Origin of the sequence: Mesorhizobium sp. M8A.F.Ca.ET.181.01.1.1 (assembly GCF_004792025.1) — a bacterium.
GTDB lineage: Bacteria > Pseudomonadota > Alphaproteobacteria > Rhizobiales > Rhizobiaceae > Mesorhizobium.
In genome coordinates, this window is the sequence record NZ_SRTV01000004.1 from 211,776 (window position 1) to 234,174 (window position 22,399).

General features: G+C 64.7%; 23 protein-coding genes. 8 read left to right on the forward strand and 15 right to left on the reverse strand.

What is annotated here, in order from left to right; genetic code table 11:
* Positions 1-7: 7 nt before the first annotated feature.
* From EN824_RS16850 to EN824_RS16870, 5 genes are read right to left on the reverse strand one after another with little or no spacing between them, the layout of a single operon-like run.
* Positions 8-1,312: an FAD-dependent oxidoreductase gene (locus EN824_RS16850; protein ID WP_135865082.1), complete on the reverse strand. Its 1,305-nt coding sequence runs from the start codon at positions 1,310-1,312 to the stop codon at positions 8-10.
* A complete protein-coding gene (locus EN824_RS16855) occupies positions 1,309-2,292 on the reverse strand; it encodes a branched-chain amino acid ABC transporter permease (protein WP_189343680.1) in 984 nt (327 codons plus the stop codon). The genes EN824_RS16850 and EN824_RS16855 overlap by 4 nt, the downstream gene beginning before the upstream one ends.
* Positions 2,289-3,197, reverse strand: a complete 909-nt coding sequence (locus EN824_RS16860; protein WP_127280491.1) for a branched-chain amino acid ABC transporter permease — start codon at positions 3,195-3,197, stop codon at positions 2,289-2,291. Before EN824_RS16860 ends, EN824_RS16855 begins: the two co-directional genes overlap by 4 nt.
* Positions 3,194-3,940 carry an ABC transporter ATP-binding protein gene (locus tag EN824_RS16865; RefSeq protein ID WP_127870546.1) on the reverse strand — a complete coding sequence of 249 codons (747 nt, stop codon included), beginning with the start codon at positions 3,938-3,940 and terminating at the stop codon, positions 3,194-3,196. Before EN824_RS16865 ends, EN824_RS16860 begins: the two co-directional genes overlap by 4 nt.
* Positions 3,937-4,737: an ABC transporter ATP-binding protein gene (locus EN824_RS16870; RefSeq protein WP_127280493.1), complete on the reverse strand. Its 801-nt coding sequence runs from the start codon at positions 4,735-4,737 to the stop codon at positions 3,937-3,939. The genes EN824_RS16865 and EN824_RS16870 overlap by 4 nt, the downstream gene beginning before the upstream one ends.
* A 126-nt stretch (positions 4,738-4,863) precedes the next feature.
* Here EN824_RS16870 and EN824_RS16875 point away from each other — a divergent pair, with 126 nt between their 5' ends.
* The 7 genes from EN824_RS16875 (at position 4,864) to EN824_RS16905 (ending at position 10,836) form a co-directional block, all read left to right on the forward strand.
* Complete coding sequence (locus EN824_RS16875) at positions 4,864-5,598, forward strand: GntR family transcriptional regulator (RefSeq protein ID WP_127870547.1); 735 nt, start codon at positions 4,864-4,866, stop codon at positions 5,596-5,598.
* Entirely contained in the window at positions 5,595-6,077 is a 483-nt protein-coding gene (locus tag EN824_RS16880; protein WP_127870548.1) for a DUF3830 family protein, read from the forward strand. The genes EN824_RS16875 and EN824_RS16880 overlap by 4 nt, the downstream gene beginning before the upstream one ends.
* Positions 6,078-6,437, forward strand: coding sequence for a TIGR04076 family protein (locus EN824_RS16885; protein WP_127280858.1), 360 nt, complete (start codon positions 6,078-6,080; stop codon positions 6,435-6,437).
* A complete protein-coding gene (locus tag EN824_RS16890; RefSeq protein WP_127280859.1) occupies positions 6,434-7,489 on the forward strand; it encodes an aldo/keto reductase in 1,056 nt (351 codons plus the stop codon). The genes EN824_RS16885 and EN824_RS16890 overlap by 4 nt, the downstream gene beginning before the upstream one ends.
* A 4-nt stretch (positions 7,490-7,493) precedes the next feature.
* A complete protein-coding gene (locus EN824_RS16895) occupies positions 7,494-7,919 on the forward strand; it encodes a DUF4440 domain-containing protein (protein WP_127280860.1) in 426 nt (141 codons plus the stop codon).
* A gap of 47 nt (positions 7,920-7,966) precedes the next feature.
* Positions 7,967-9,226 carry an ABC transporter substrate-binding protein gene (locus EN824_RS16900; protein ID WP_127870549.1) on the forward strand — a complete coding sequence of 420 codons (1,260 nt, stop codon included), beginning with the start codon at positions 7,967-7,969 and terminating at the stop codon, positions 9,224-9,226.
* 206 nt (positions 9,227-9,432) lie between these two features.
* Complete coding sequence (locus EN824_RS16905; RefSeq protein ID WP_127870550.1) at positions 9,433-10,836, forward strand: FAD-binding oxidoreductase; 1,404 nt, start codon at positions 9,433-9,435, stop codon at positions 10,834-10,836.
* A gap of 17 nt (positions 10,837-10,853) precedes the next feature.
* Here EN824_RS16905 and EN824_RS16910 read toward each other — a convergent pair whose 3' ends face one another.
* The 8 genes from EN824_RS16910 to EN824_RS16945 all read right to left on the reverse strand — a co-directional run bounded on the left by EN824_RS16910 (position 10,854) and on the right by EN824_RS16945 (position 19,116).
* Positions 10,854-11,654 (reverse strand): ABC transporter permease, encoded by an 801-nt coding sequence (locus tag EN824_RS16910; protein ID WP_127279050.1) that lies wholly within the window; start codon positions 11,652-11,654, stop codon positions 10,854-10,856.
* Positions 11,651-12,523, reverse strand: coding sequence for an ABC transporter permease (locus EN824_RS16915; RefSeq protein ID WP_127279051.1), 873 nt, complete (start codon positions 12,521-12,523; stop codon positions 11,651-11,653). Before EN824_RS16915 ends, EN824_RS16910 begins: the two co-directional genes overlap by 4 nt.
* Complete coding sequence (locus EN824_RS16920; protein ID WP_135881680.1) at positions 12,520-13,623, reverse strand: ABC transporter ATP-binding protein; 1,104 nt, start codon at positions 13,621-13,623, stop codon at positions 12,520-12,522. Before EN824_RS16920 ends, EN824_RS16915 begins: the two co-directional genes overlap by 4 nt.
* Positions 13,624-13,699: 76 nt before the next feature.
* Positions 13,700-14,725, reverse strand: a complete 1,026-nt coding sequence (locus EN824_RS16925) for an ABC transporter substrate-binding protein (RefSeq protein WP_127279053.1) — start codon at positions 14,723-14,725, stop codon at positions 13,700-13,702.
* A gap of 53 nt (positions 14,726-14,778) precedes the next feature.
* Positions 14,779-15,777, reverse strand: coding sequence for an AraD1 family protein (gene araD1 / locus EN824_RS16930; RefSeq protein WP_127870555.1), 999 nt, complete (start codon positions 15,775-15,777; stop codon positions 14,779-14,781).
* A 32-nt stretch (positions 15,778-15,809) separates the two neighbouring features.
* Positions 15,810-16,589 carry an SDR family oxidoreductase gene (locus EN824_RS16935; RefSeq protein WP_135932545.1) on the reverse strand — a complete coding sequence of 260 codons (780 nt, stop codon included), beginning with the start codon at positions 16,587-16,589 and terminating at the stop codon, positions 15,810-15,812.
* Between the two features lie 11 nt (positions 16,590-16,600).
* A complete protein-coding gene (locus EN824_RS16940; protein WP_135932546.1) occupies positions 16,601-18,328 on the reverse strand; it encodes an IlvD/Edd family dehydratase in 1,728 nt (575 codons plus the stop codon).
* The gene (locus EN824_RS16945; RefSeq protein WP_167531350.1) at positions 18,325-19,116 is read right to left on the reverse strand and encodes a FadR/GntR family transcriptional regulator; all 792 of its coding nucleotides are present in this window, start codon (positions 19,114-19,116) and stop codon (positions 18,325-18,327) included. Before EN824_RS16945 ends, EN824_RS16940 begins: the two co-directional genes overlap by 4 nt.
* A 61-nt stretch (positions 19,117-19,177) precedes the next feature.
* Between EN824_RS16945 and EN824_RS16950 the strand changes: the two genes are divergently transcribed.
* Entirely contained in the window at positions 19,178-20,107 is a 930-nt protein-coding gene (locus tag EN824_RS16950; protein WP_135932547.1) for an aldose 1-epimerase, read from the forward strand.
* Positions 20,108-20,132: 25 nt separating this feature from the next.
* Here the strand turns inward: EN824_RS16950 and EN824_RS16955 are convergent, their stop codons facing one another.
* Positions 20,133-21,578 carry an aldehyde dehydrogenase gene (locus tag EN824_RS16955; RefSeq protein WP_135932548.1) on the reverse strand — a complete coding sequence of 482 codons (1,446 nt, stop codon included), beginning with the start codon at positions 21,576-21,578 and terminating at the stop codon, positions 20,133-20,135.
* A 35-nt stretch (positions 21,579-21,613) separates the two neighbouring features.
* Positions 21,614-22,399: a coniferyl-alcohol dehydrogenase gene (locus tag EN824_RS16960; RefSeq protein ID WP_135921411.1), complete on the reverse strand. Its 786-nt coding sequence runs from the start codon at positions 22,397-22,399 to the stop codon at positions 21,614-21,616.

The following is a 22,399-nucleotide window of genomic DNA, read 5'->3' on the forward strand; positions in this document are numbered from 1 at the left end:
GGTCGGCCTATGCTGTTTCGTCCATCCGGTCGCGCAGCATGCTCCAGCCGAGCAACATGTTGGGTGCGTGTCGCAGCAGGGCGTGAAACGGAATCGGCGCCGGGGGCGCGAAAGGCAGTGGCAACTCGCGGGCGTCGGTTCCAGCGGCCCAGTCGGCCAGTACCTTGCCCATCGCCGTCGTCATGGCGATGCCGCGTCCATTGCAGGCGCGGCCGGCGATCAGGCCCGGGCCGAGGTCCAGGAGGTGCGGCAGGAAATCCGGCTCGACGGCGGCCATTCCCGACCAGCCATAGACAAGCGGGGGCAGGTCGGGCAGGTCGAGACGGGCGGCGAGCCGGCGCCAGATCGTTTGCGGTACGCGTCTGTCGGCACCGGCGCTTAGAATATGCATGCCGCCGCTGATCAGCCGGTTATCGGCATCGAAGCGGAAGGTGAAGAGATTGCGCCTGGTGTCGCCGACGCCTTGCCCCCCGGGAAGCAGACGCGTGCGGATTTCGAGCGGTAGCGGCGCCGTGGCGATCTGGAAAACCTTCAGCGGAAAATAAGTCCGCTGAAGCAACGGATCGAGCGACCCGCCATAGGCGTTGGTGGCGATCAGCACCCTGGCGGCGCGCACCGAACCCGATGGCGTTTTCAGCGCCCAGCCGTCGGCCACGCGATCAATCGACGTGACACGTGCCTGTTCGAAAATCCGCGCGCCGGCCTTTTCCGCCGCATCGGCCAATCCGCGTGCATAGGCGACCGGATTGAGTACGCCGCCGGAACGGTCCATCCAGCCGCCGAGATAGCCGCGCGCGCCGGTCAGCGTTGCGACATCCTGCCGATCCAGGGTGACGACAGGCCGTCCACGCTGCGCCCATTGTCCCGCGCGTGATTTGACCTTCTCCAGGGCCGCCGGCGAGTGCGCCGGCTGGATCCATCCGTTCTGCACCGCGTCGCAATCGATGCCGTGCTGCCGGATCAGGCCGAAGACGAGGTCGGCGCTGCCGGCGGCAAAATCGATGAGGCGTTCGCCGCGTTCGGGGCCGAGATGGGCAAGGATGCCGTCCGGGTCCATCTTGGCGAAGTTCGGCACGACGAAACCGGCATTCCGGCCGGTCGCGCCCCAGGCGATAATTTCGGCTTCGAGAACGGCGACGGAAAGTCCTTTTCCGGCGGCGTGCAGTGCGGTTGAAAGCCCGGAAAAACCGCCGCCGACAATGGCGAGGTCGACATCGAGGTCGCCATTCAGCGCAGGCCGCTGGCGACGATCGTGGCTGACGGCGTGCCAGAGCGAAGCGCCATGCGCCTCCTGCCTGACCATGGCATTCATGAGTTGGAACTGCTTTTGGCCGTGGCCAGTTTCGCCCGCTTGCCGAAGCGTGCCCGCCGCGGCCTGTCGCCGAACAGGCCGTTTGGCCTGATCAGAAGGATGACGCAGAGCATGACGCCGATGGCAACGATTTGCAGCGAGGCGGCGCGCGCCTGCTGCTCGGGCGGGAAGAACACGCTGGTCGCCGTGCCCGATCCGGCCCATATTCCCCAGACCAGCACACTGCCGACGACGGCGCCGAGATTGCTGCCGGAGCCGCCGACGATCAGCATGACCCAGACCTGGAAGGTCAGGATCGGCAGGTAATTGTCGGGTGCGATGAAGCCGGTGAAATGCGCCTGCAATGCCCCGGCCAGCGCCATGATGGCGCCGCCGACGGCAAAGGCCTGGACGCGGTAGAAACGCGCGCTCTTGCCGAGCGAGATCGCCGCACGCTCGTCCTCCCGCAGCGCCTTCAGCACGCGGCCCCAGGGACTGCGCGACAGATGCTCCAAGGCGAGATAGGCGATCAGCGTCACCACCGAGACGACGGCAAGGTTTGACAGGTTGAACAGCAGTGGCGTCTCCGCCAGGCCGCCGAAGGGGCGCGGGATGAAACCGATGCCGAATGGGCCACCCGTCAACTTCTGCGCGTTGAGCGCGACCAGTTGCACGACCACGGCGACACCGAATGTGGTGATCGCCAGATAGTCGGATCGCAGACGCAATGTGGCCATGCCGGTAAGTGCCGCGGCGACACCGCCAACCACCATGGCGCCTGCGCAGCCGACAACGATCGGCAGGCCGAAACCGCCCAGCCTCGCGGCGTCGTCCGGTGTCGTCAGCAGCGCCGATGTGTAGGCGCCGATGGCAACGAAGCCGGCGAGCCCGACATTGAACAGGCCTGTCAGCCCCCACTGCAGATTGAGCCCCAGCGTGACCAGCGAGAAGATCAGCGCCGTGGTCAGGAAGAAGGCGCCGTAGCCGACGAGATCGATCATCTTTCCCGAACTCCGAAAAGGCCGATCGGCCGCACGAACAGCACCGCCATCAGGATGATGAAGGAGACGGCGGCGCGCCATTCGGCACCGATCAATTGCACGGCGCCGGCTTCGGCGAGCCCGATGATCAGGCCGCCGAGCACCGCGCCCGGGATGCTGCCGATGCCGCCGAGGATGGCGGCGGCGAACATCGGTAGCAGCATATCGAAGCCCATGAAGGGGCGGATCTGCACCAGAATGCCGATCATCACCCCGGCAACGCAGGCAAGCGCGCCGCCGACGATCCAGGTGACGCGCACCACCTTGGCGACGTCGATGCCGACGATCCGGGCCAGCGCCGCATTCTGGCTCAGCGCCTGCATGGAACGCCCGGTCTGCGTACGTGTCATCAACAGATGCACGCCGAGCACGAGCACGGCGGTCAGCGCCAGCAAGGCGATCTGGTCGGGCGTGATGCGGATGCCGAAGCCGACCGGCATGGCGATCTGGATGGCTCGGCTGAAATAGGTTGGCCGTGAGGTGAAGGTGAACTCCAACAGGCTCCGCAGCGCCATCGAGGCGCCGAAGCTCGCCATCACGACGATGATCGCCTGGCCTTGCGAGCGCAGCCGCGAGAACAACACCTTATCGAGCAGCAGCGCCAGCAGTGCGGTGAACGCCATGCCGACGACCAGGGCAACAAGGAGCGGCCAGCCGAAGGAGAGCGGCCCGATTGGCGCCACCTTGCCGAATGTCGCGCCGATGGCGCTAACCACGGCCAGCGTCGCATAGGTGCCCCAGGCCATGAAGTCGCCATGGGCGAAGTTGGAGAAACGCAGGATCGAATAGGTGAGCGTCACGCCGATGGCACCGAGGCCGATCATCGAGCCGGTCAGCAATCCGTCGACGATGAACTGCAGGCTCATGCAGCGCCTCCCTGCTGGCGCTGGGGACGCTGGCCGAGATAGAGTTCGGCGACGACCGGGTCGTTCCACAATTCCGAGGCGACGCCCTCATGCCGGTCCTTGCCTTCGACCAGAACATAGGCGCGGTCGCCGATGGCAAGCGCTGCCTTGGCGTTCTGCTCGACCAAAAGGATGGTGACTCCGGACTTGCGGATGCCGGCCAGCATCTCGAACACCGCCGAGACGAACTTTGGCGACAGGCCAGCCGACGGTTCGTCCAGCACCAGCACCTTGGGGTGGACGATCAGCGCACGTGCAACGGCGAGCATCTGCCGCTGTCCTCCGGACAGATTGCCGGCCGCGGTGCGGCGCTGGCGGACGAGGTCGGGGAAGGCGGCATACATCTCCTCGATGCGGGCCGGGATGTCGCGCCGCTCGAGGATGCCGCAGGCAACCCTGAGATTGTCCTCGACCGACATCAGCGGAAAGATATTCTCGGTCTGCGGCACGAAGGCGAGGCCAAGCCGCACCATGGTGTGGGCCGGTGCCGTGGTGATATCCTGGCCGTCCAGGAACACTGAACCGCCGGTGATCGGCACGAGGCCTGCGATCGCCTTGATGAAGCTCGACTTGCCGGCGCCGTTGGGACCGAGGACGACGACGATTTCACCTTTTCTGACCGTGATCGAGGCGCCGCGCACGATCGGCACGCCGGGTTCGTAACCGGCTTCGAGATTGTGGACATCGAGGACGGTCTCGCTCATGCGGCGCCCCCGAGATAGGCCTCGATGACGCGCGGGTCGCGAGCGACTTCTTCCGCCGTGCCTTCGCTGAGCAACTGGCCGCTCGCCATCACGAGGACGCGGTGGCAGAGCCGTGTCACCATGTCGATGTTGTGCTCGATGAGCAGGAAGGTGATGCCGCGCGCATTGATGTCGCGGATGCGGTCGATGATGACTTCGAGCAGCGTCGCGTTGACGCCGGCCGCTGGTTCATCGAGCAGGATGATGGCCGGATCGGCCATCATCACCCGGGCAAGTTCGAGCAGCTTGCGCTGGCCGCCGGAAAGCACGCGCGCCGGCTCATGCGCGAGGTGGGTGAGGGTGACCAGTTCCAGCAGTTCGAGCGCCTTTGCCCGGGCGGCTCTTTCCTGCGCCGCCACCCGCCACGGCGTGACGAAGTTGGCGAGCAGCCTTTCGCCCGCCTGGCCCTGTGCCGCCAGCATGATGTTCTCGATCAGCGTCAGGTTGGGGAGCGGGCGCGGGATCTGGAAGGTGCGGCCGAGACCTCGGCCGATGCGCAGGTGAGCGGCTTCGCCGGAGACGCGCACGCCGTTGAGCAGGATGTTGCCACTGGTGGGCAGGATACTGCCGGCCAGCAAGTCGAACATGGTCGTCTTGCCGGCGCCATTGGGTCCGATCAGGCCAAGGATTTCGCCCGCTTTGACGTCGAACGAGACATCGTTGACGGCGACAAGGCCGCCGAACCGCCTGACGACCTGGCTCGCCGTCAGAACCGGCACACGGGTCTCCCGCCCTTGGCGTTCCGCTACCTCGCTCATCGAACCCTCTGGCCGAAGACGATCGTTGCCGCCTCCTGATTATGATTTGTGATCACACTTGCTTTGATCACGCTATTCGGCTTTAATTTCATCCGCAAGCCGAAAACCCGCCGAGAACGGAATTCCATGCAAAAGGCTGCTGTCGGAAAGAACAACGAGGCGATCGCGGCCCAGCTCGCGCCGGTCGGCCGCGAAACGGTGCAGGATCGCGTCTATTCCGAACTGCGGCGCGCGCTGATCGGCGGCCTGTTCGAGCCAAGCCAGGTGCTGACGATCCGCGGTCTGGCCGATGCGCTGGTCACCTCGACGATGCCGGTGCGCGAAGCGCTAGGCCGGCTGATCACGGAGAAGGCGCTGGAGGCGCTGCCCAACCGCTCAGTGCGCGTGCCGCCGATCACGCTGGAACGTCTCGACGATCTCCTGCGTGCCCGCGTCCTGATCGAGGGCGAGGCGATCGCGCTGGCCGCGGCGCGCATGGGGCCCCGCCAGATAGCCGCCATCGAAACCATTCTGGCTGAATGGGACGAGATGCGGGCGCTGAAACACAAGAAGGATGTCGACCGCGAAGTGACGCTCAACCAGAGCTTTCACTTCGAGATCTACCGATCCTGCGGCTCGGCCGTGCTGATTCCGATGATCGAGAGCTTGTGGCTGCAATCGGGGCCATGCATCCGCGTCGCCATCTACGCCTTCTCAGAAGCCGGCGAGGTCGACACCGCCCAGTATCACCGCCGTATCGTCGAGGCGCTGACCACGCAGGACGCGCATGCGGCGCGCGAGGCGCTGGCCGCCGACATCAGCCGGCCCTTCACCTTCCTGCGGAACAAGCTGCAATCCGCCGCCGCGAAAGCCCAGACATGACCTCCATCAGGATCAGTGAGCCTCGTTCGAAGCTTTCCGTCACCGCGCTCCTGTTGCCCGGGAAAGCGCCGGAAAACGCCGCCTTTCTCACGGCGTATCTGGCCACGCCACGCGTCGTCCCCGGCATCCACGCGATGTGGACGGGACCGGAGATTTCCTGTCCGGTTCCCGCCGCCGATCTTGAAGGCCAAACCTATGCCAAGCCCTTGCCGGCGGAGAACGCGACGCTGACGCCGCAGCCGGGCGACATCGTGCTGTCCTACGTGCCGCCACGCATGTGGGGCGGCAATCCCAATGCCATCTTCGACATCGGCCTGTTCTACTGGCAGGGTGCTCGGCTTCTGTTCCCGATCGGCTGGCTGGCCGGCAGCGTGGTGGCGCAGGTGCTTGCCGAGGAGCGCGATCAATTCGCCGCCGCGTGTGGGGTGATCCGGCGTAACGGCGCCTGCGAAATCACCTTTAGCCTGGTGGAGGGTTGAATGGCTGAACGCGACGACAGTTTCGAGCTCTTCGATCTTCGCGTCGAGGCGGTCATCCCCGAGGGCAAACCGATCTACTGCGGCGCCAAGGCCGGCGATTATTTCGAGCTCAAGGGCGAGATGCTGTCGATGCCGGCGGGGCAGGGTTTTTCGATCTATTCGCTTGCCGCGGTGCTGCCGCTGCTGGCGGCGAAACAGCGCCCGACCCACCGGAACGACTGGATGACCTCGGACGCCGAGATCGCTTGTCCCGATCCCAATTGCGCCAGCCGGTTGCGGATCGTCAGGCTGGCCAAGCGGCGGTTCAGCCATGCCGAAACCACGGCCGTACCGCTGCCGAAGGAGAATGACCGGACATGACCGCCAAGGCCTTCGAGCTCAGCCCCGGCTATACCGTCTCACGTGTCATACGAGGCGGCTGGCAACTGGCCGGCGGCCATGGCGCCATTGATCGGAGCCAAGCGGTGACCGACCTGATCGCCACCTTCGATGCTGGGATTTGGACCTATGACTGCGCCGATATCTACACAGGCGTCGAGGAACTGATCGGCGCCGCGCGGTTGCGGCTGGCCAATGAACGCGGCCTCGATGCGGCGGCCAAAATGAAGGTGCACACCAAGCTGGTGCCCGACCTGGAACGGCTGGCCAACATCAGCCGCGATTATATCAGGGGCATCGTCGACCAGTCGCTGCGGCGGCTGAAGACCGAGCGGCTCGATCTCGTCCAGTTCCACTGGTGGGATTATGCGATGGCCGGCTACGTCGAGACGATGGGCTGGCTCGAGGAGCTTCGGCGCGAGGGCAAGGTGCGCAATCTCGGCACCACAAATTTCGACACGCCACGGCTCGCCGAAATCCTGGCCGCCGGCATTCCGCTGGTCAGCCAGCAGCTGCAATATTCGGTGCTCGACCAGCGTCCGGCGAACAGCCTCGCGGCACTTGCCGAGAAAAACGGTGTCAGTTTCCTGTGCTACGGATCTGTAGCCGGCGGCTTCCTTAGCGACAGATGGCTTGGCGTGGCCGAACCTGTCACGCCGCTCGAAAACCGCTCGCTGGTCAAATACAAGCTGATCATCGATGATTTCGGCGGCTGGGACCTGTTCCAGCAACTGCTCCAGGCACTCAAGGTCGTCGGCGACCGCCACGGCGTCGACATCGCCACGATAGCCAGCGCCTGGGTGCTGGAGCAGCCGCAAGTGGCCGCCGTCATCGTCGGCGCCCGCAACCAGGCGCACGCGCTGGCCAATGCGGAGATCATGGATGTCGTGCTCGACGCCGATGACCGGGCACGGATTGCCGCCGCCATCGCGCGGGGCACCGGCCTTGAGGGGGACGTCTACACGCTGGAGCGTGACCGCCACGGCCGCCACGGCTCGATCATGCATTACAATCTGAACGCGGGCCGGGTGTGAAACCATGGACGACGACAGGCTGTTTTCGCAGGCCAGCGCCGAGATCATCGACCTGCACCGCTTTTTCGTCGACTGGTTCGTCGCCGCGCGGGCCGACAAAGTGGATTTCGGCCGCTTCGAAGCCGTCATGGGCGAAGGCTTGACCATGATCGCACCAGGCGGCCAGATCCTCGACCGCGATGCCGTGATCGACCATGTGCACTCCAGCCGCGCCACTTGCGACGACGGCTTCGCCATCTCGATCGAGGACATCAAGCCCGGATGGCAGGATGGCGATACGATCGTCGTCCTCTACGTCGAGGCGCAGTCGCGTGGCGGCAGGCATAGCCGCCGCCAGTCTAGTGCCGTTTTCACCACCAGTTCATCGGCGCCCAATGGCGTTCAATGGCGGCATCTGCATGAAACCTGGCTGCAGGTGCCGGAACACTGAGACTTTCCAGACGTCAAATCAGTTCGTGTAACTCAAGGGGAACAACAATGAGAAAGACGATACTCCAACTCACCACCGCGCTTGCTCTTGTCACGATTGCCGGTGCTGCGCAGGCCGCCGACTGCAAGATCACCGTCGGCCTCGTCATGGAACTGACCGGTCCGGCCGGCGAATATGGCCAGGCCGGCGCCAAGTCGGTCGAAATGGCCTTCCGCGACATCAACGATGCCGGCGGGGTGCGCGGCTGCGATCTCGTCACCGATACCCGTGACAGCCAGAGCCAGGGCAACATCGCGGTCGACGCCGCGACCCAGCTGGTCCAGGTCAAGAAGGTGCCGGTCATCATCGGCGGTATCATTTCCTCGGTGTCGATTCCGATCCTGACCTCGGTCACCGCTCCGGCCAAGATCGTCCAGGTCTCGCCGGCGTCATCCTCGCCGACGCTGACGACACTCGGTCGCGACGGCAAGACCAACGGCATCTTCTTCCGCACCATCACCTCGGATGCGCTGCAGGGCGTGGCCGCCGCCAAATACGCCATCGACAAGGGCTTCAAGAAGCTGGCGATCATCCACGTCAACAACGACTTCGGCGTCAACATGGTGGCAGAATTCTCGCGTGCCTACAAAGCGCTAGGCGGCACCATCGTCTCCGACACGCCCTACAATGAGAAGCAATCGAGCTATGCGTCCGAGGTCACCGCGGCGATGGGAGGCGAGCCGGACGGTCTCTATCTCGTCAGCACGCCGGTCGATGGCGCCACCGTTGCCCGCACCTGGATTTCCCAGGGCGGCGTGCAGAAGTTCCTGCTCAATGACGGCATGAACAGCCCTGACTTCATCGACTCCGTCGGCGCTGATTATCTGAAGGATGCCTATGGCACGTCCTCCGGCACCAGCCCGACCGCCTCGACCGAGTATTTCACAAAGAACTACAAGGCATTCTCCGGCATCGAACCGTCGAACCCGGCGGCCGACCGTTCCTATGATGCCGGCGCCATCGTCGGCCTGGCCATCGCCATTGCCGGCTCCGAGGATCCAGCCAAGATCAAGGATGCCATGTACAAGGCGGTCGACCCTGCCGGCACGCCGATCTATGCCGGCAAGGAGGAGTTCGCCAAGGCGCTCGGCCTGATCAAGGATGGCAAGCCGATCCGTTACGAAGGCGTCATCGGCCCTGTCGCCTTCGACAAGTTCGGCGACATCACCGGCCCGTTCCGGCTGTGGAAGATCGTCGACGGCAAGGTGACCACCGACGGTGAAATGACCACCGACGATGTCAACGCCCTGCAGGCCAAGCTTCGGTGAGCTGGACAGTACTTCCGGCATCAACCGCGTTTCTTCGCGATTGATGCCGGCATCGCCTGGCCAATATCGCTTGCACGGCGCGCCATCACGAATAGGATCGGCCGGCTGCAATTGAAGGATGCGAGCGTGTTGGACAAGGGTACCCATCGGGCCGTCCGGTCGGTGTATGCGGATGACGCGTTTTGCCACACGGGCGCCTGAGCCCGATGTCGCCTGAAACACAACGACTTCTGTCCGCGCTTGGCGATCGGCTGGGCGCGGGCGGCGTGCTCGCCGGCTCTGATGTCGACCAGCGCTACCGTGACGATCCCGACGGCAAGCTTGGCTCGCTGCCCGAAGTGGTGCTGCGTCCGCGCGATACCGTTGGTGTGGCGGCAGCACTCGCTGGCTGCAACGCTCTCGGTCAGTCGGTCGTCATCCAGGGCGGGCGCACCGGACTGGCCGGTGGCACACGTGTGCAGCCGGGCGAGATCGTGCTGTCGCTGGAGCGGATGACCGGGCTTGCCGCCCCGGACATCCAAGCCGCCAGCATTATCGCCGAAGCCGGCGCCACGCTGCAGGCGGTGCAGGAGGCGGCCGACAACGCCGGGCTGATGTTCGGCGTCGATATCGGCGCGCGCGGTTCGGCCACGGTCGGCGGCAACATCGCCACCAATGCCGGCGGCATCCGCGTGCTGCGTTATGGCATGTACCGGGCGCAGGTGCTGGGGCTGGAAGCGGTGCTGGCCGATGGCAGTGTGCTGTCCTCGCTGAAGGGCCTGTCCAAGGACAATTCCGGCTATGATCTAAGCCAGCTCTTCATCGGCGCGGAAGGGACGCTTGGCGTCGTCACCCGCGCCGCGCTCAGGTTGCATCCGAAGCCTGCCTCCGAGGTGAACGCCTTCTGCGCGCTGCCTTCGCTCGATGCAGCGATCGCCTTGCTTGCGCTGCTGCGGCAAAAGCTCGGCCCGCTTTTGTCCGCCTATGAGGTCAACTTCGCGCCGCTCTACGACGTCATGGTTGCCAGCATGGCCATGCCGGCGCCGCTGCCGGCTGGCTCACCCGTCTATGTGCTGGCCGAAATCCAGGGCAGCGAGCCGGATCGCGACAGTGAGCGCTTCGCCGAAGTCTTGATGCAGGCGGTCGAGGACGGCGTCGTTGACGATGTGGTCGTCTCGCAATCGCCGCGCGAATTCCGCACGCTGTGGGATGTGCGCGAAGACGCCAACCGCGTCCTGTTTTCGATCAAGGGCCTGATCGGCGTCGACATCAGCATCCCGCTGGCGCGCATGGGAGCGTTCCTGCAGGAAGCGGATGCCGCCATCCATGCCGTCGATCCCGGCGCCGACATCTATGTCTTCGGCCATCTCGGCGACGGCAACCTGCACTATCAGGTCCTGACGATGGATCCGGCGGCGGCCTATGGAATCATCTATCGCGGCGTGGCGGCGGCCGGAGGCGGCGTGTCGGCCGAGCATGGCATCGGCCTCGACAAGAAGCAGTGGCTGCATCTGGTGCGCAGCGACGCCGAAATCACTGCGATGCGGCGGCTGAAGTCGGCACTTGATCCGAAGAACATCCTCAATCCAGGACGAGTCTTCGATCTCGGCCCGGCTGCTTCTGCCGGATGATCATCCTGGCTTAAACCTCAATTCCGTTCCGTCGCCATCTGCCTGGGAATGAGAAAACGGGCGGCGAGCACGCAGAGCAGGACAGTGAACATCAGGATCAGCGCCACCAGCGCGTTGATGTCGGGCGAGAAGCCAAGCCGCATCATCGCCCACAGCCTGACCGGCAGCGTGCTTTGCGTGCCGGTGACCAGGATGGTGATCATCGTCTCGTCGAACGACAGAGCGAAGGCCAGGATGGCGCCGCCGACCATGGCGCTCGACAGGTTCGGCAGGATGACGCGCCAGAAGGTCTGCCAGCCGCTGGCACCGAGATCGTAGGAGGCCTCGACCAGCGTGCGGCTCATCGACTGCAGCCGCATCAGCACGGTGCGATAGACGATCGCCAGCACGAAGACCGTGTGGCCGATGACGACGGTCAGCAGCGAGCGTTCGAGGCCGATCTCGCGAAAGAAGATCAGCAGCGCCAGGCCGCTGATGATCGGCGGCATCAGGAATGGCAGGAAGATGATGAATTGCAGAACCGAACGGCCTGAGCGGCGGCCGTGATAGTAGAGCGCCAGCAGCGTCCCGCTGACCACCGACAGGATTACGGTGCAGACGCCGACGACCAGCGTGGTGCGCAGGGCGGCCAGGATGTCGTGGTTCCCCGCCAGCGCCACATAGGTCGAAAGGGTCGGCGACGACCAGTCGACATTGCCATGTGAAACGATGAAGAACGACGACACGATCGGCACGAACAGCGGGCTGTAGAGCAGCACCGCGACCAGTGACGTGATCGCGGCCAGGAAGATGGTGGACGGCCGGGGCAGCGCACTCATACCGACGTCCCCCGGCTGCGTCCGAACCGTTCACCGATGAGGATGGCGGCGATCACCACGATCGCAAGCGCCACCGACAGCGCCGCGCCGAACGGCCAGTTATAGGCGGTGCCGAACTGGCTGTAGAGGATGCGGCCGAAGGTGAAGCCGCTGATCCCGCCGACCATCTGCGGCGTCAGGAAATCGCCGATCGCCAGCACGAAGACGAAACTCGCCGCCGAGGCGACGCCGGGCAGGCTGAGCGGCAAGGTGATGCGCAGGAACGTCTGCAGGCTGCTGGCGCCCAGATCGTCCGAGGCACGCAGCAAGGTCTGCGGAATCCGCTCCAGCGAGAGGAAGATCGGCAGGATGGCGAAGGGGATCAAAAGCAGGCTCAGCGTCAAAAGGATAGCGTTCATGTTGAAGACAAAAAGCGTCGACGGCTGATCCAGGATGCCGAGCGCCACGAGCGCCTTGTTGAGGAAGCCGTTGAGGCCGAGGATGCTGCGGATCGCATAGATCTTGATGACGTAGCTCATCAGCAGCGGCACCAGGAGCAGCATCAGCAAGGCGTAGCGCCACCGTCCTTTCAGCGTCGTCAGGAAATAGGCGGCGGGATAGGCGAGCAGGATGCAGATCACCGCCACCGACACGCACAGCACGATGGTGTTCCAGAACACCGGCAGAAAGATCGGGTCGGTGAAGAACCTGACATAGTTGCCGAGCGTCGGTGCATGGACGATCGTGCCCTGGTCGACGCTGAAGAAGCTGTAGACGAGGAAGATCGCCAGCGGCACGAGGACGAAGATCACCGGCAAGGCGAAGGCCAGCACCGTCACCAGCCGCGACAATCGCCGTTCCGCCGCCTGTGTCGACCCGGCTCCGCTCATGCCAGCACCAGATGGCCTTCATGCGGCGCAAAGCAAAGCGAGACCGTCTCGCCTGATTTCAAAATACTGCCGTCGATCCGACTCGGCATGCGCAACCGCAGGCGTTGCGCGTCGTTGTCCGCCCCCGCCACGATCGTGGCGACCGTCGACGAGCCGGCAAAGGCCAGATCGGCGATGATACCGGAAAAGCGGTTGTCGCCATCATTGGCATCAGCAAGACGCAAGGCTTCGGGACGGAACGCCCCGAAGGCGCTGGCGCCGTCGGCGGCGGCCTTGAGATGTGGCTGGCCGCTGATCGAGCAGACCAGGCGGCCAAGCGCGGTCTCGATCGGCCGCTGCTCGCCCTGCACGGGACCGAGCTTTCCGGCCACCAGATTGTTCTCGCCGAAGAAGCGCGCCACGAACTCGCAGTTCGGCTTGTAGTAGAGCTCGTGCGGCGTGCCGAGCTGGCGGATATGGCCGGCCTGCATGACGCAGATCCGATCGGCCATGCCGATCGCTTCTTCCTGGTCGTGGGTGACGAACAGGAAGGTGGTCTTGATCTCGCGCTGGATGGATTTCAGGAACTCCTGCATCTGCCGGCGCAGTTCGAGATCGAGTGCCGCCAACGGCTCGTCGAGCAGGATCAGGCGCGGCTGGCAGATCAGCGCCCGCGCGAGCGCGACACGCTGGCGCTGGCCGCCGGAAAGCTGCGCCGGAAAGCGGTCGGCGAAACGTCCGAGCTGCACCAGTTCGAGGGCTTGCGCTACACGGCTTGCGATCTCCTTGCGCTTGATATGGCGCACCGAAAGCCCGTAGCCGACATTGCCGGAAACCGTCATATGCGGGAACAGCGCATAGTCCTGGAACACGGTGTTGAACGGCCGCTTGTTGATCGGCATGCGGCTGATCTCCTGGCCGTCCAGCCGGATTTCGCCCGCGGTCAGCGGCTCCAGCCCGCCGATCAGCCGCAGGACCGTGGTCTTGCCCGAACCTGACGGCCCAAGAACGGTGAGGAACTCACCGTCCCGGATCGACAGGTCGATGTCGTGCAGCACGGGAACCGTGCCGTAGGATTTCGAGACGGACCGCAGCGTCAAGAGGTCGGTGTTCTGGTTCATGGAATATTCTCGCATACGCTTCGGCGGTCCGGAACGTCCGGACCGCCGGGTCCTTCGAGGTCAGGCGCGGAAAAGATCAGGGCGTCGCCTTGACCTCATTCCACATGTCCGAACGCTTGAGCGGATCCTCGACATTGTTGAGCCAGACCAGCTTGTCGTTGCCGCCGGCGCTGCTCGACTCGACCACGGTGTTGCCGAAGCCGGTACGCTCGGAAAGCTCGCCGCCGATCTTCTTGCTCAGCATGAAGTCGATCCACTTCTCGGCCGCCGCATTGTCGCGGACACCCTTGGAGATCACCCAGTTGTCGAGCCAGGCAAGCGCGCCTTCGCTCGGGTTGACGTAGGCGACATGGGCGCCGATCTTCTGCAACGCCTTGACCTGCTGCTGGCCGTAATTGGCCCAGATCAGGGCGACGTCATTGTTCTGGTATATCTGCTGCGCCTCGTCGGCGGTGGTGTAGAAGCTCAGCACATTGCGCTTGAGTTCGACCAGCTTGGCCTTGACCGCCGCCATCTGCTCCGCATTGAGGTTGAACGGATCCTTGTAGCCGAGCGTCAGCGCGGTGAAGGAGAAATTGTGCTCGCCATTGTCATAGGCGAGGATCTTGCCCTTGTAGGCCGGATCCCACAGCACCGACATCGAGGTCGGCGCCGGCTTGACCTTGTCGGTGTCGTAGATCAGCCCGATGGAATCGAAGCAGAACGGAATGCCGTAGACCTTGCCGTCCTTGGTGTCGCCGCTGACCTGCGACAGATCGCGGAAGCGCGGCAGCACGTCCTTCTGGTTCGGCAGTTTCGTGATGTCGATCGGCGATACCAGATCAGCCTTGATGTAGCGCTGCAACTGGGCGGTGTTGACGGCGAAGACATCAAAGTCCTGCCCTTCGCTGCCTTTGATCTTGGCCCAGATCTCGTCATCGCTGCCGATGAAGACGACGTCGACGCCGATGCCGGTGGCGGCGGTGAAGTCCTTCACCCAGTCCGGGTCGGCATAGCCGTCCCAGGCCAGCACGCGAAGGTTCGCGGCCAGCGCCGCCGATGTCATCAGGCCGATGCCGAGCCCGATCGTCGCTAATCTCAGAAATGCTTTCTTCAGTCCCATTTTTAATCTCCCATTGTCGTTCTGGTGGACCGTAATTTCCGGGGCTTTTGCCGTCACAGCTGGGTGACGGCGACCAGTCCCTCGTCCGGCACCGACACCATCCGGTTGCGCAGCGGCTTGCCGAATGCCTGTGCCTGGATTTCATACTCGTCGCCGGAAGCCGTCTTGATACCGGAGGCGTAGCTCATCACCGCCGCCCCGAAGAAATAGGCGTGCAGGTCGCCCGCCCTGCGGTGCATGGGGTAGCGGAAATGGAAATGTTCGAGATTGGCGATCGAGTGCGACATGTGCGCTTCGCCCGACAGGAATTCCTGTTCCCAGATGACCGCGCCGTCGCGCAGGATGCGGGAATGGCCGCGCACTTCTTCGGGCAGGTCGCCGATCAAAAGCTCCGGGCCGATCGAGCAGGAGCGGAGTTTGGAGTGGGCGAGATAGAGGTAGTTCTCGGCCTCCGTCACATGGTCGGAATATTCATTGCCGAGCGCATAGCCGATGCGATAGGGGCGGCCATCAGGCCCATTGAGGTAGAGCCCGACGATCTCGGCCTCCTCGGCACCGGCGCGTGCGAAAGCCGGCATGGGCAGATCGGCGCCGGGCGGCACGACACAGGTGCCGACACCCTTGAAGAACCATTCGGGCTGGATTCCGATCTTGCCGGCGCCGGGCTTGCCGCCTTCCAGGCCCATGCGGAAGATCTTCAGCGAATCCGATTCCTCGGCGTCCTCGCCATGGGTCAGCACATGCATCTTGTCGCGCGCGGCGGCACTTCCGGTGTGGGTCAGGCCGGTGCCGGTGACCAGGAAGCGTGCCGGCTCCGGGTGGTCGACGGGGGCGAGCACGCGGCCATCGCGCAGCAGTTCGCCATAGTCGACCGTGGCCGCACCCGTCCGCTTCTCGACCAGGGCCGTGATCGATGCACCCTGGGCAATCGCCGCTTCGGCGAGTTCCAGCACGGTGCTGGTTTTGTCGAGCGGATGCAGGCGGTTGCCGTCATCGGAAACCCGGCCGACCCGCCTGCCGCCATCGGGCGTTGTGTACTGTACCAGACGCATGAAATACCCTTCTTCCTTTGAGGCTGTACCGGTCACACCCAGCCAGCATCGACGATGAACTGCTGGCTCGTGCACATGCGGCTGTCGTCGGCGGCGAGGAACAGCGCCATGCGCGCGATGTCGGAAGGCTGCAGCCGGTCGGGCAGGCACTGCCTCTCGTCGATCTGGCGTTCGCCGGCCGGGTTCAGCCACAGGCTCATCTGGCGCTCGGTCATCACCCAGCCAGGCACCATGCAGTTGACGCGGATGCGCTCGGGGCCGAGTTCGCGGGCCAGCGCCCGCGTCATGCCGTACACCGCCGCCTTGGCGGTCACATAGGCGGGGCAATCGGGATCGCCGACCATCCAGGTGATGGAGCCGAAATTGATGATCGAGCCGCCGCCCTGCGCGCACATCTGCGGGCGCACTGCCTGGGCCGCGAAGAACTGGTGGCGCAGATTGACCGCCATGCGGTCGTCCCAATACGCCACCGTCACATCCTTGGTCTGGTGGCGGTCGTCATTGCCGGCATTGTTGCAAAGCGCCTGGATCGGGCCGTTGTGCTGCATCGCCTCCACGGTCGCCGCCTGCAGCTGCTCGACATTGCGCAGGTCGCAGGGAATGAACAGCGGCGCGGCATGCCCCTCGGTCACGATCGCATCGACCAGGCGCCGTGAAGGCTCCTCGGCCAGATCGGCGAAGGCGACGCGGCTGCCTTGCGCGCAGAAATGGCGCACCAGGCTTTCGCCGATGCCGCTGCCGCCACCGGTAATGAACACGCTGCGGCCCTTGAGGCTGGGGTAGGTCGCGTAGCTGCCGATCTGATCCGTCATCGCGCGCCTCTCTAGTGGGAATGCCGGGGGACGCCGGCATCGCGCCGGCCGACGAGAAAGTCGAAGTCGCAGCCCTTGTCGGCCTGCAGCACGCGCTCGACATAGAGGCTCTGGTAGCCGCCCAGCGGTGGCGTCGGGGGCTTCCAGTCGCGGCGGCGGATGGCCAGTTCTTCATCCGACACCAAAAGCTCGAGACGACGGCCGGCAACGTCGAGCTCGATGAGATCGCCGTCACGCACCAGGGCAAGCGTGCCACCTGCCGCGGCTTCGGGCGCCACATGCAGCACCACCGTGCCGTAGGCCGTGCCGCTCATGCGCGCGTCCGAAATGCGCACCATGTCGGAGACGCCTTCTCTAAGCAGCTTGGCCGGCAGCGGCATGTTGCCGACTTCTGCCATTCCGGGATAGCCGCGCGGCCCGCAGTTCTTCAGCACCATCACCGAGGAGGCATCGATATCCAGTTCCGGATCGTCGATGCGGGCGTAGTAGTGCTCGATATTCTCGAAGACGACGGCCCTGCCGCGATGCTGCATCAGCTCGGGCGTTGCCGCCGACGGCTTGATGACCGCTCCGTTGGGCGCCAGATTGCCGCGCAGGATCGAAATGCCGCCCTCCTTGGTCAGCGGCTCGCTCAGCGGCCGGATGACCTCACGGTTGTAATTGGGCGCCCCGTCGATCAATTCACCGATGGTCTTGGCGCTGACGGTCATGGCGTCGCGATGAAGAAGCCCCACTTCATCAAGCGACGCCATGACCGCAGCTAGCCCCCCGGCATAGTAGAAATCTTCCATCAGGAACCGGCCCGACGGCATCAGGTCGACAATGGTCGGAACGTCGCGGCCAAGGCGGTCCCAGTCATCGAGGCTGAGATCGACACCAACCCGGTTGGCGATGGCGATCAGATGCAGCACCGCATTGGTCGAACCGCCGATCGCGCCGTTGACGCGAATGGCGTTCTCGAAGGCCTGCCTGGTGAGGATCTGCGAAATCGTCACGTCGCGGCGGACGAGAGCGACGATCTGGCGTCCGGCCAGCTGGGCGAGCACGCCACGGCGCGAATCCACGGCGGGGATCGCGGCGTTGTCCGGCATGCCGATGCCGAGCGCTTCCACCATGCTTGCCATGGTCGAAGCGGTGCCCATCGTCATGCAGCTGCCCGCCGACCGGCTCTGGCCCTGCTCGGCGGCGAGGAAGTCGGCAACCGGCATGCGCCCGGCCTTGACCTCCTCGGCGAATTTCCAGACATGCGTGCCCGAGCCGATATCCTGTCCACGGAACTTGCCGTTGAGCATCGGCCCGCCGGAGACGGCGATCGTCGGCAGGTTGCACGAGGCAGCTCCCATCAAGAGCGCCGGCGTGGTCTTGTCGCAGCCGACCAGCAGGATGACGCCATCGATCGGATTGCCACGGATGGATTCCTCGACATCCATGCTGGCGAGGTTGCGAAACAGCATGGCGGTCGGGCGCATGTTGCTTTCGCCCAGCGACATGACCGGGAATTCCAGCGGCAGGCCGCCGGCCTCGTAGACGCCACGTTTGACGTGGTCTGCCAGCGCCCGCAAATGCGCATTGCACGGGGTCAGTTCCGACCAGGTGTTGCAGATGCCGATCACCGGGCGGCCGTCGAAAGCGTCTGCGGGAATGCCCTGGTTCTTCATCCAGCTGCGGTGCATGAAGGCATTCTTGCCCTCACCGCCGAACCAGGCTTCGGACCGCAGTTTACGTTTGGTTTCGGTCACGATTGCTGGCCCCGGTCGTTGCGGCGTTTGTTGCGGTTCTCGACGCTGCGGCGCACGTCGTCCTCCGCATTGTCGATGAGCACCAGCAGCGCCTTTTGCGCCCCGGCGGCGTCGCCGGCGGCAATCTTCTCGGCCACTTCCCGGTGCAGCGGCAAGGAATGGCGCTGGCCTTCCGGATTGTCGTTGGAAAGGCGAAAGCTCATTACCAATGCGGTCTCGACCAGCGCCGCCAGCGAGCCGATCAACTCGTTGCCGGTCATGCGCAGGATGGTCTGGTGGAACACCAAATCGGGCTTGGCGAAGCGGTCGCCATCGTCGCTGACTGCTTCCATTTCGGCCAGTGCCGCATGGATCTCGGCGATCTGCGCCTCCGTTGCACGCTGCGCGGCGAGGGCTGCCGACATCGGCTCGATGGCGCGGCGCAATTCGAACAACGCCCGCACATCCTCGGCGCTGACACCGCCGGCATAGCGCCAGGACAGGACGTCGGGGTCGAGGAAATTCCAGTCGGCGCGAGGCCGCACCCGCGTGCCGGTCTTTGGCCGTGATTCGACCAGCCCCTTGCCGGCCAGCACCTTGATCGCCTCGCGCAGCACCGTGCGGCTGACCCCCAGCATCTCGCTGGAATCGTCGGCATTGGGCAGGGCCTCGCCGGGGAGGAAGTCGCCTTGCACGATCCGCAAGCCGATCTGCTCGACAACGGTGGCGTGCAGCGCGGTGGAGCCGCTGGAAACCGCCACGGCAACCCGTGACGTGCGTGCCGTGCTGAACGATTTTCTATTCTTCATACTATTCATATGATATGTCTTATCGCCATGGCGATTGGAGTCAAGGGATTGGGGAGTGCCAATGACAAAGAATTCCGCTGTGGCCGTCGCGCAGCGCACGGAGCTGGTCTCGATCAGTGACGGCATCGCGACGGTCGAGATTGCTCCGGCAGCCGGCGGAGCGCTGGCGTCGTATCGGTGGTGGCAGGATGGTTCGGCCGTGGATTGGCTGCGCCCGGCCGATCCAGTGGCGATCAGCCGTCGCGATGCTGGCGCCATGGCTTGCTTTCCGCTCGTTCCCTACTCCAACCGTATCAGGGGTGGCCGCTTCGAATTCGCGGGGCGTTCGATCCAATTGCCCAGCCTGCCTGACGATCCGCACCACGAGCATGGCCATGGCTGGCGTCACCCGTGGACGGTCGTCAGCCACCAAGCCAGCATGATCGTCCTGCGCTGTCGGCACACCGCCGATACCTGGCCATGGAGCTATGAAGCCGAGCAAGCGATCTCGCTGGCCGACGGCAGGCTTTGCATGACCATTGCGGTGCGCAACCTGTCGGACGCGCCGATGCCGGTGGGCTTCGGCCTCCATCCCTATTTCCCGTCGACACCGTGGACGCATGTCCAGGCCCGGGTATCAGGCATGTGGGAAACCGATGCGGAGGTCCTGCCCATCCGGCATGTCCCGCCGCCTGCTGGGGCCGATCCATCCATCGGCTTTGACGTATCGGAGGTCGACTTCGACACGGTCTTCACGGGATGGACGCGCCGCGCCCGGATCTCCTGGCCCGAACACGAACGGCAGCTGGACATCGAGGCGGAGGCGCCGCTCGATTTCCTCGTCCTCTACACGCCGCCGGGCGAACCGTTCTTTTGCGCCGAGCCGGTCAGCAACATCACCGACGCTTTCAACCGGATGGATGACGAGAAGATCCATACCGGCTGCATCGTACTGGCGCCTGGCCAGAAGCAATCCGCCAGTATTCGCTTCACACCGTCGCTGGCTGTTTGACGGTCAGCCGTCCAAAGCAGTCCGGTCAGAACGGATAATGCTGGCCAGGGTCCTCGATCGTCACCCAGCGCAAATCGGTGAATTCGGCGATCGAGGCCTTGCCGCCGAAACGGCCATAGCCGGAGCCCTTGACGCCGCCGAACGGCATCTGCGCCTCATCGCCGACCGTCGGTCCGTTGATATGGCAGATGCCAGCTTCGATGCGGGCGGCGACGGCAAACGCACGTTTGATGTCGCGGCTGAAGACGGCTGACGACAGGCCATATTCGGTGTCGTTGGCGACCCGCACGGCCTCGTCCTCGCCCTTGACGCGGATCACCGGCTTGACCGGTCCGAAGGATTCTTCCGAATAGACGCGCATCGTCGGCGTCACGTGATCGAGCAGCGTTGCCTCGACCACGGTACCGCTGCGCTTGCCACCGGCGACAAGCTTGGCGCCCTTGGCCACGGCATCGGCGACAAGTTCTTCCATCTTGTCGGCCGCCTGGCTGCTGATCAGCGAGCCCAGCACGACATGGCCGCGCGGATCGCCCGCCGGCAGCTTCGAGGCGCGGGCGGCGAGCTTGGCGACGAACTCGTCGGCGATCTTTTCATCGACGATCAGCCGCTCCGTCGACATGCAGATCTGGCCCTGATGCATGAAGGCGCCGAAGGTGGCCGCGTTCACCGCCGCGTCGATGTCGGCATCATCCAGCACCAAAAGCGGCGCCTTGCCGCCGAGTTCAAGCAGCGCCGGCTTGAGGTGCCGGCCGGCGAGCTCGGCGATGATCCGGCCGACCTTGGTCGAGCCGGTAAAGTTGACGCGTTTCACCGCGGGATGCGCGACTAGCGCTTCAACGATACCGGCAGCGTCTTTAGGATCGTTGGTGACGACGTTAATGACGCCCTTGGGCAGCCCTGCCTCGACCAGCACCTGGCCGATCAGCCGATGCGTGCCCGGGCACATTTCGGAGGCTTTCAGCACCACGGTGTTGCCGCAGGCGATCGGCATGGCCACGGCGCGTGTCCCGAGAATGACCGGCGCATTCCAGGGTGCGATGCCGAGGCATACACCGGCCGGCTGGCGGATCGCCATGGCGAGCGTGCCCGGCTTGTCGGACGGAATGATCTCACCCGAAATCTGCGTCGTCATGGCCGCAGCCTCGCGCAGCATGTTGGCTGCCAGCATGACATTGAAGCCGGCCCAGGGGCCTGTGGCGCCGGTCTCTTCCATCATCAGCCTTGTGAATTCACCGACCTTGGTGGCCATCACATCGGCCGCTCTGGAGAGCAGTGCCCGGCGCTCGCCGGGCCCGGTCTTCGACCAGGCGGGAAAAGCAGCGGCGGCTGCTTCGACGGCGGCGTTGGCATCGGCCACGCTTGCCGCCGCCGCGCGCGTCGCCAATTTGCCGGTGAATGGGTCCATGCGCTCGTAGGAAGCCTTGCCTGTTGCCGCCTTTTCGTCGCCGTCGATCAGAAGTCCGATATCCATTGTTTTTTCCCTCGCTCTCGATGGAGCTTCACAGATTAGAAGCCGAGCACTTCGGCATTGATGGATGCTTCGAGGCCACCGTCAACCGGCACATTGGCGCCGTTGACCCAGCGCGCGCCGTCCGAGCACAGGAACAGCACGACAGGCGCGATGTCACCCGAAGTGCCGGTACGTCCGACCCGGGCGATATCGCTGTCGACGCGGGCATCGCCAAGCACGCTGCGGAACTGTTTCAGGATCGGTGTTTCGACCGGGCCAGGGCTCACCGCATTGACGCGGATGCCACGGTTCCTGAACAGCTCCTGATGTGCCGCGCGCATCGTCCACAGGAGCAGCAGTTCCTTGGACACGGGGTAGCCTTCCTCGTTCTTCATCGCGTGGTCGGCGACCACTTTGGCGACATCGGGGAAACCTTCGATGCCGACCATCGAGGCGGCGCGGTTGAGATTGGCGCGCCAGCCATAACCGGCGATCGAGGCGACGTTGACGATGGCGCCGCCTTCGCGAAGGCTGGGCGCAAGCCCTTCCGAGAGCGCACGCAGACCGAAGAAGTTGACGGCCAGCGTCGAGGCCGCACCGGTGTTGCCGGAGAGGCCGGCGACGTTGCAGAGTGCATCGATGCGCTGCGGCAGGCGCGCGATGAGCTCATCGACGCCCGCCTTCGACGAGATGTCGGCCTTGACGAAACTGCCAACCGCTGCGGCCGGCTCGCGCACATCGGCGCCGATCACGTCGGCGCCGAGCTGGCCGGCAAGCTCCGCCGTGCGTGCGCCGATGCCGGAGGCAGCCCCGGTGATGAGGATGGTCTTGCCGAAAAGCAT

Bases quoted from the DNA above. Each gene is read 5' to 3' on its own strand.
- EN824_RS16850 (WP_135865082.1), bottom strand. From the start codon at position 1,312: ATGAATGCCATGGTCAGGCAGGAGGCGCATGGCGCTTCGCTCTGGCAC.
- EN824_RS16855 (WP_189343680.1), bottom strand. From the start codon at position 2,292: ATGATCGATCTCGTCGGCTACGGCGCCTTCTTCCTGACCACGGCGCTG.
- EN824_RS16860 (WP_127280491.1), bottom strand. From the start codon at position 3,197: ATGAGCCTGCAGTTCATCGTCGACGGATTGCTGACCGGCTCGATGATC.
- EN824_RS16865 (WP_127870546.1), bottom strand. From the start codon at position 3,940: ATGAGCGAGACCGTCCTCGATGTCCACAATCTCGAAGCCGGTTACGAA.
- EN824_RS16870 (WP_127280493.1), bottom strand. From the start codon at position 4,737: ATGAGCGAGGTAGCGGAACGCCAAGGGCGGGAGACCCGTGTGCCGGTT.
- EN824_RS16875 (WP_127870547.1), top strand. From the start codon at position 4,864: ATGCAAAAGGCTGCTGTCGGAAAGAACAACGAGGCGATCGCGGCCCAG.
- EN824_RS16880 (WP_127870548.1), top strand. From the start codon at position 5,595: ATGACCTCCATCAGGATCAGTGAGCCTCGTTCGAAGCTTTCCGTCACC.
- EN824_RS16885 (WP_127280858.1), top strand. From the start codon at position 6,078: ATGGCTGAACGCGACGACAGTTTCGAGCTCTTCGATCTTCGCGTCGAG.
- EN824_RS16890 (WP_127280859.1), top strand. From the start codon at position 6,434: ATGACCGCCAAGGCCTTCGAGCTCAGCCCCGGCTATACCGTCTCACGT.
- EN824_RS16895 (WP_127280860.1), top strand. From the start codon at position 7,494: ATGGACGACGACAGGCTGTTTTCGCAGGCCAGCGCCGAGATCATCGAC.
- EN824_RS16900 (WP_127870549.1), top strand. From the start codon at position 7,967: ATGAGAAAGACGATACTCCAACTCACCACCGCGCTTGCTCTTGTCACG.
- EN824_RS16905 (WP_127870550.1), top strand. From the start codon at position 9,433: ATGTCGCCTGAAACACAACGACTTCTGTCCGCGCTTGGCGATCGGCTG.
- EN824_RS16910 (WP_127279050.1), bottom strand. From the start codon at position 11,654: ATGAGTGCGCTGCCCCGGCCGTCCACCATCTTCCTGGCCGCGATCACG.
- EN824_RS16915 (WP_127279051.1), bottom strand. From the start codon at position 12,523: ATGAGCGGAGCCGGGTCGACACAGGCGGCGGAACGGCGATTGTCGCGG.
- EN824_RS16920 (WP_135881680.1), bottom strand. From the start codon at position 13,623: ATGAACCAGAACACCGACCTCTTGACGCTGCGGTCCGTCTCGAAATCC.
- EN824_RS16925 (WP_127279053.1), bottom strand. From the start codon at position 14,725: ATGGGACTGAAGAAAGCATTTCTGAGATTAGCGACGATCGGGCTCGGC.
- araD1 (WP_127870555.1), bottom strand. From the start codon at position 15,777: ATGCGTCTGGTACAGTACACAACGCCCGATGGCGGCAGGCGGGTCGGC.
- EN824_RS16935 (WP_135932545.1), bottom strand. From the start codon at position 16,589: ATGACGGATCAGATCGGCAGCTACGCGACCTACCCCAGCCTCAAGGGC.
- EN824_RS16945 (WP_167531350.1), bottom strand. From the start codon at position 19,116: ATGAAGAATAGAAAATCGTTCAGCACGGCACGCACGTCACGGGTTGCC.
- EN824_RS16950 (WP_135932547.1), top strand. From the start codon at position 19,178: ATGACAAAGAATTCCGCTGTGGCCGTCGCGCAGCGCACGGAGCTGGTC.
- EN824_RS16955 (WP_135932548.1), bottom strand. From the start codon at position 21,578: ATGGATATCGGACTTCTGATCGACGGCGACGAAAAGGCGGCAACAGGC.
- EN824_RS16960 (WP_135921411.1), bottom strand. From the start codon at position 22,399: ATGCTTTTCGGCAAGACCATCCTCATCACCGGGGCTGCCTCCGGCATC.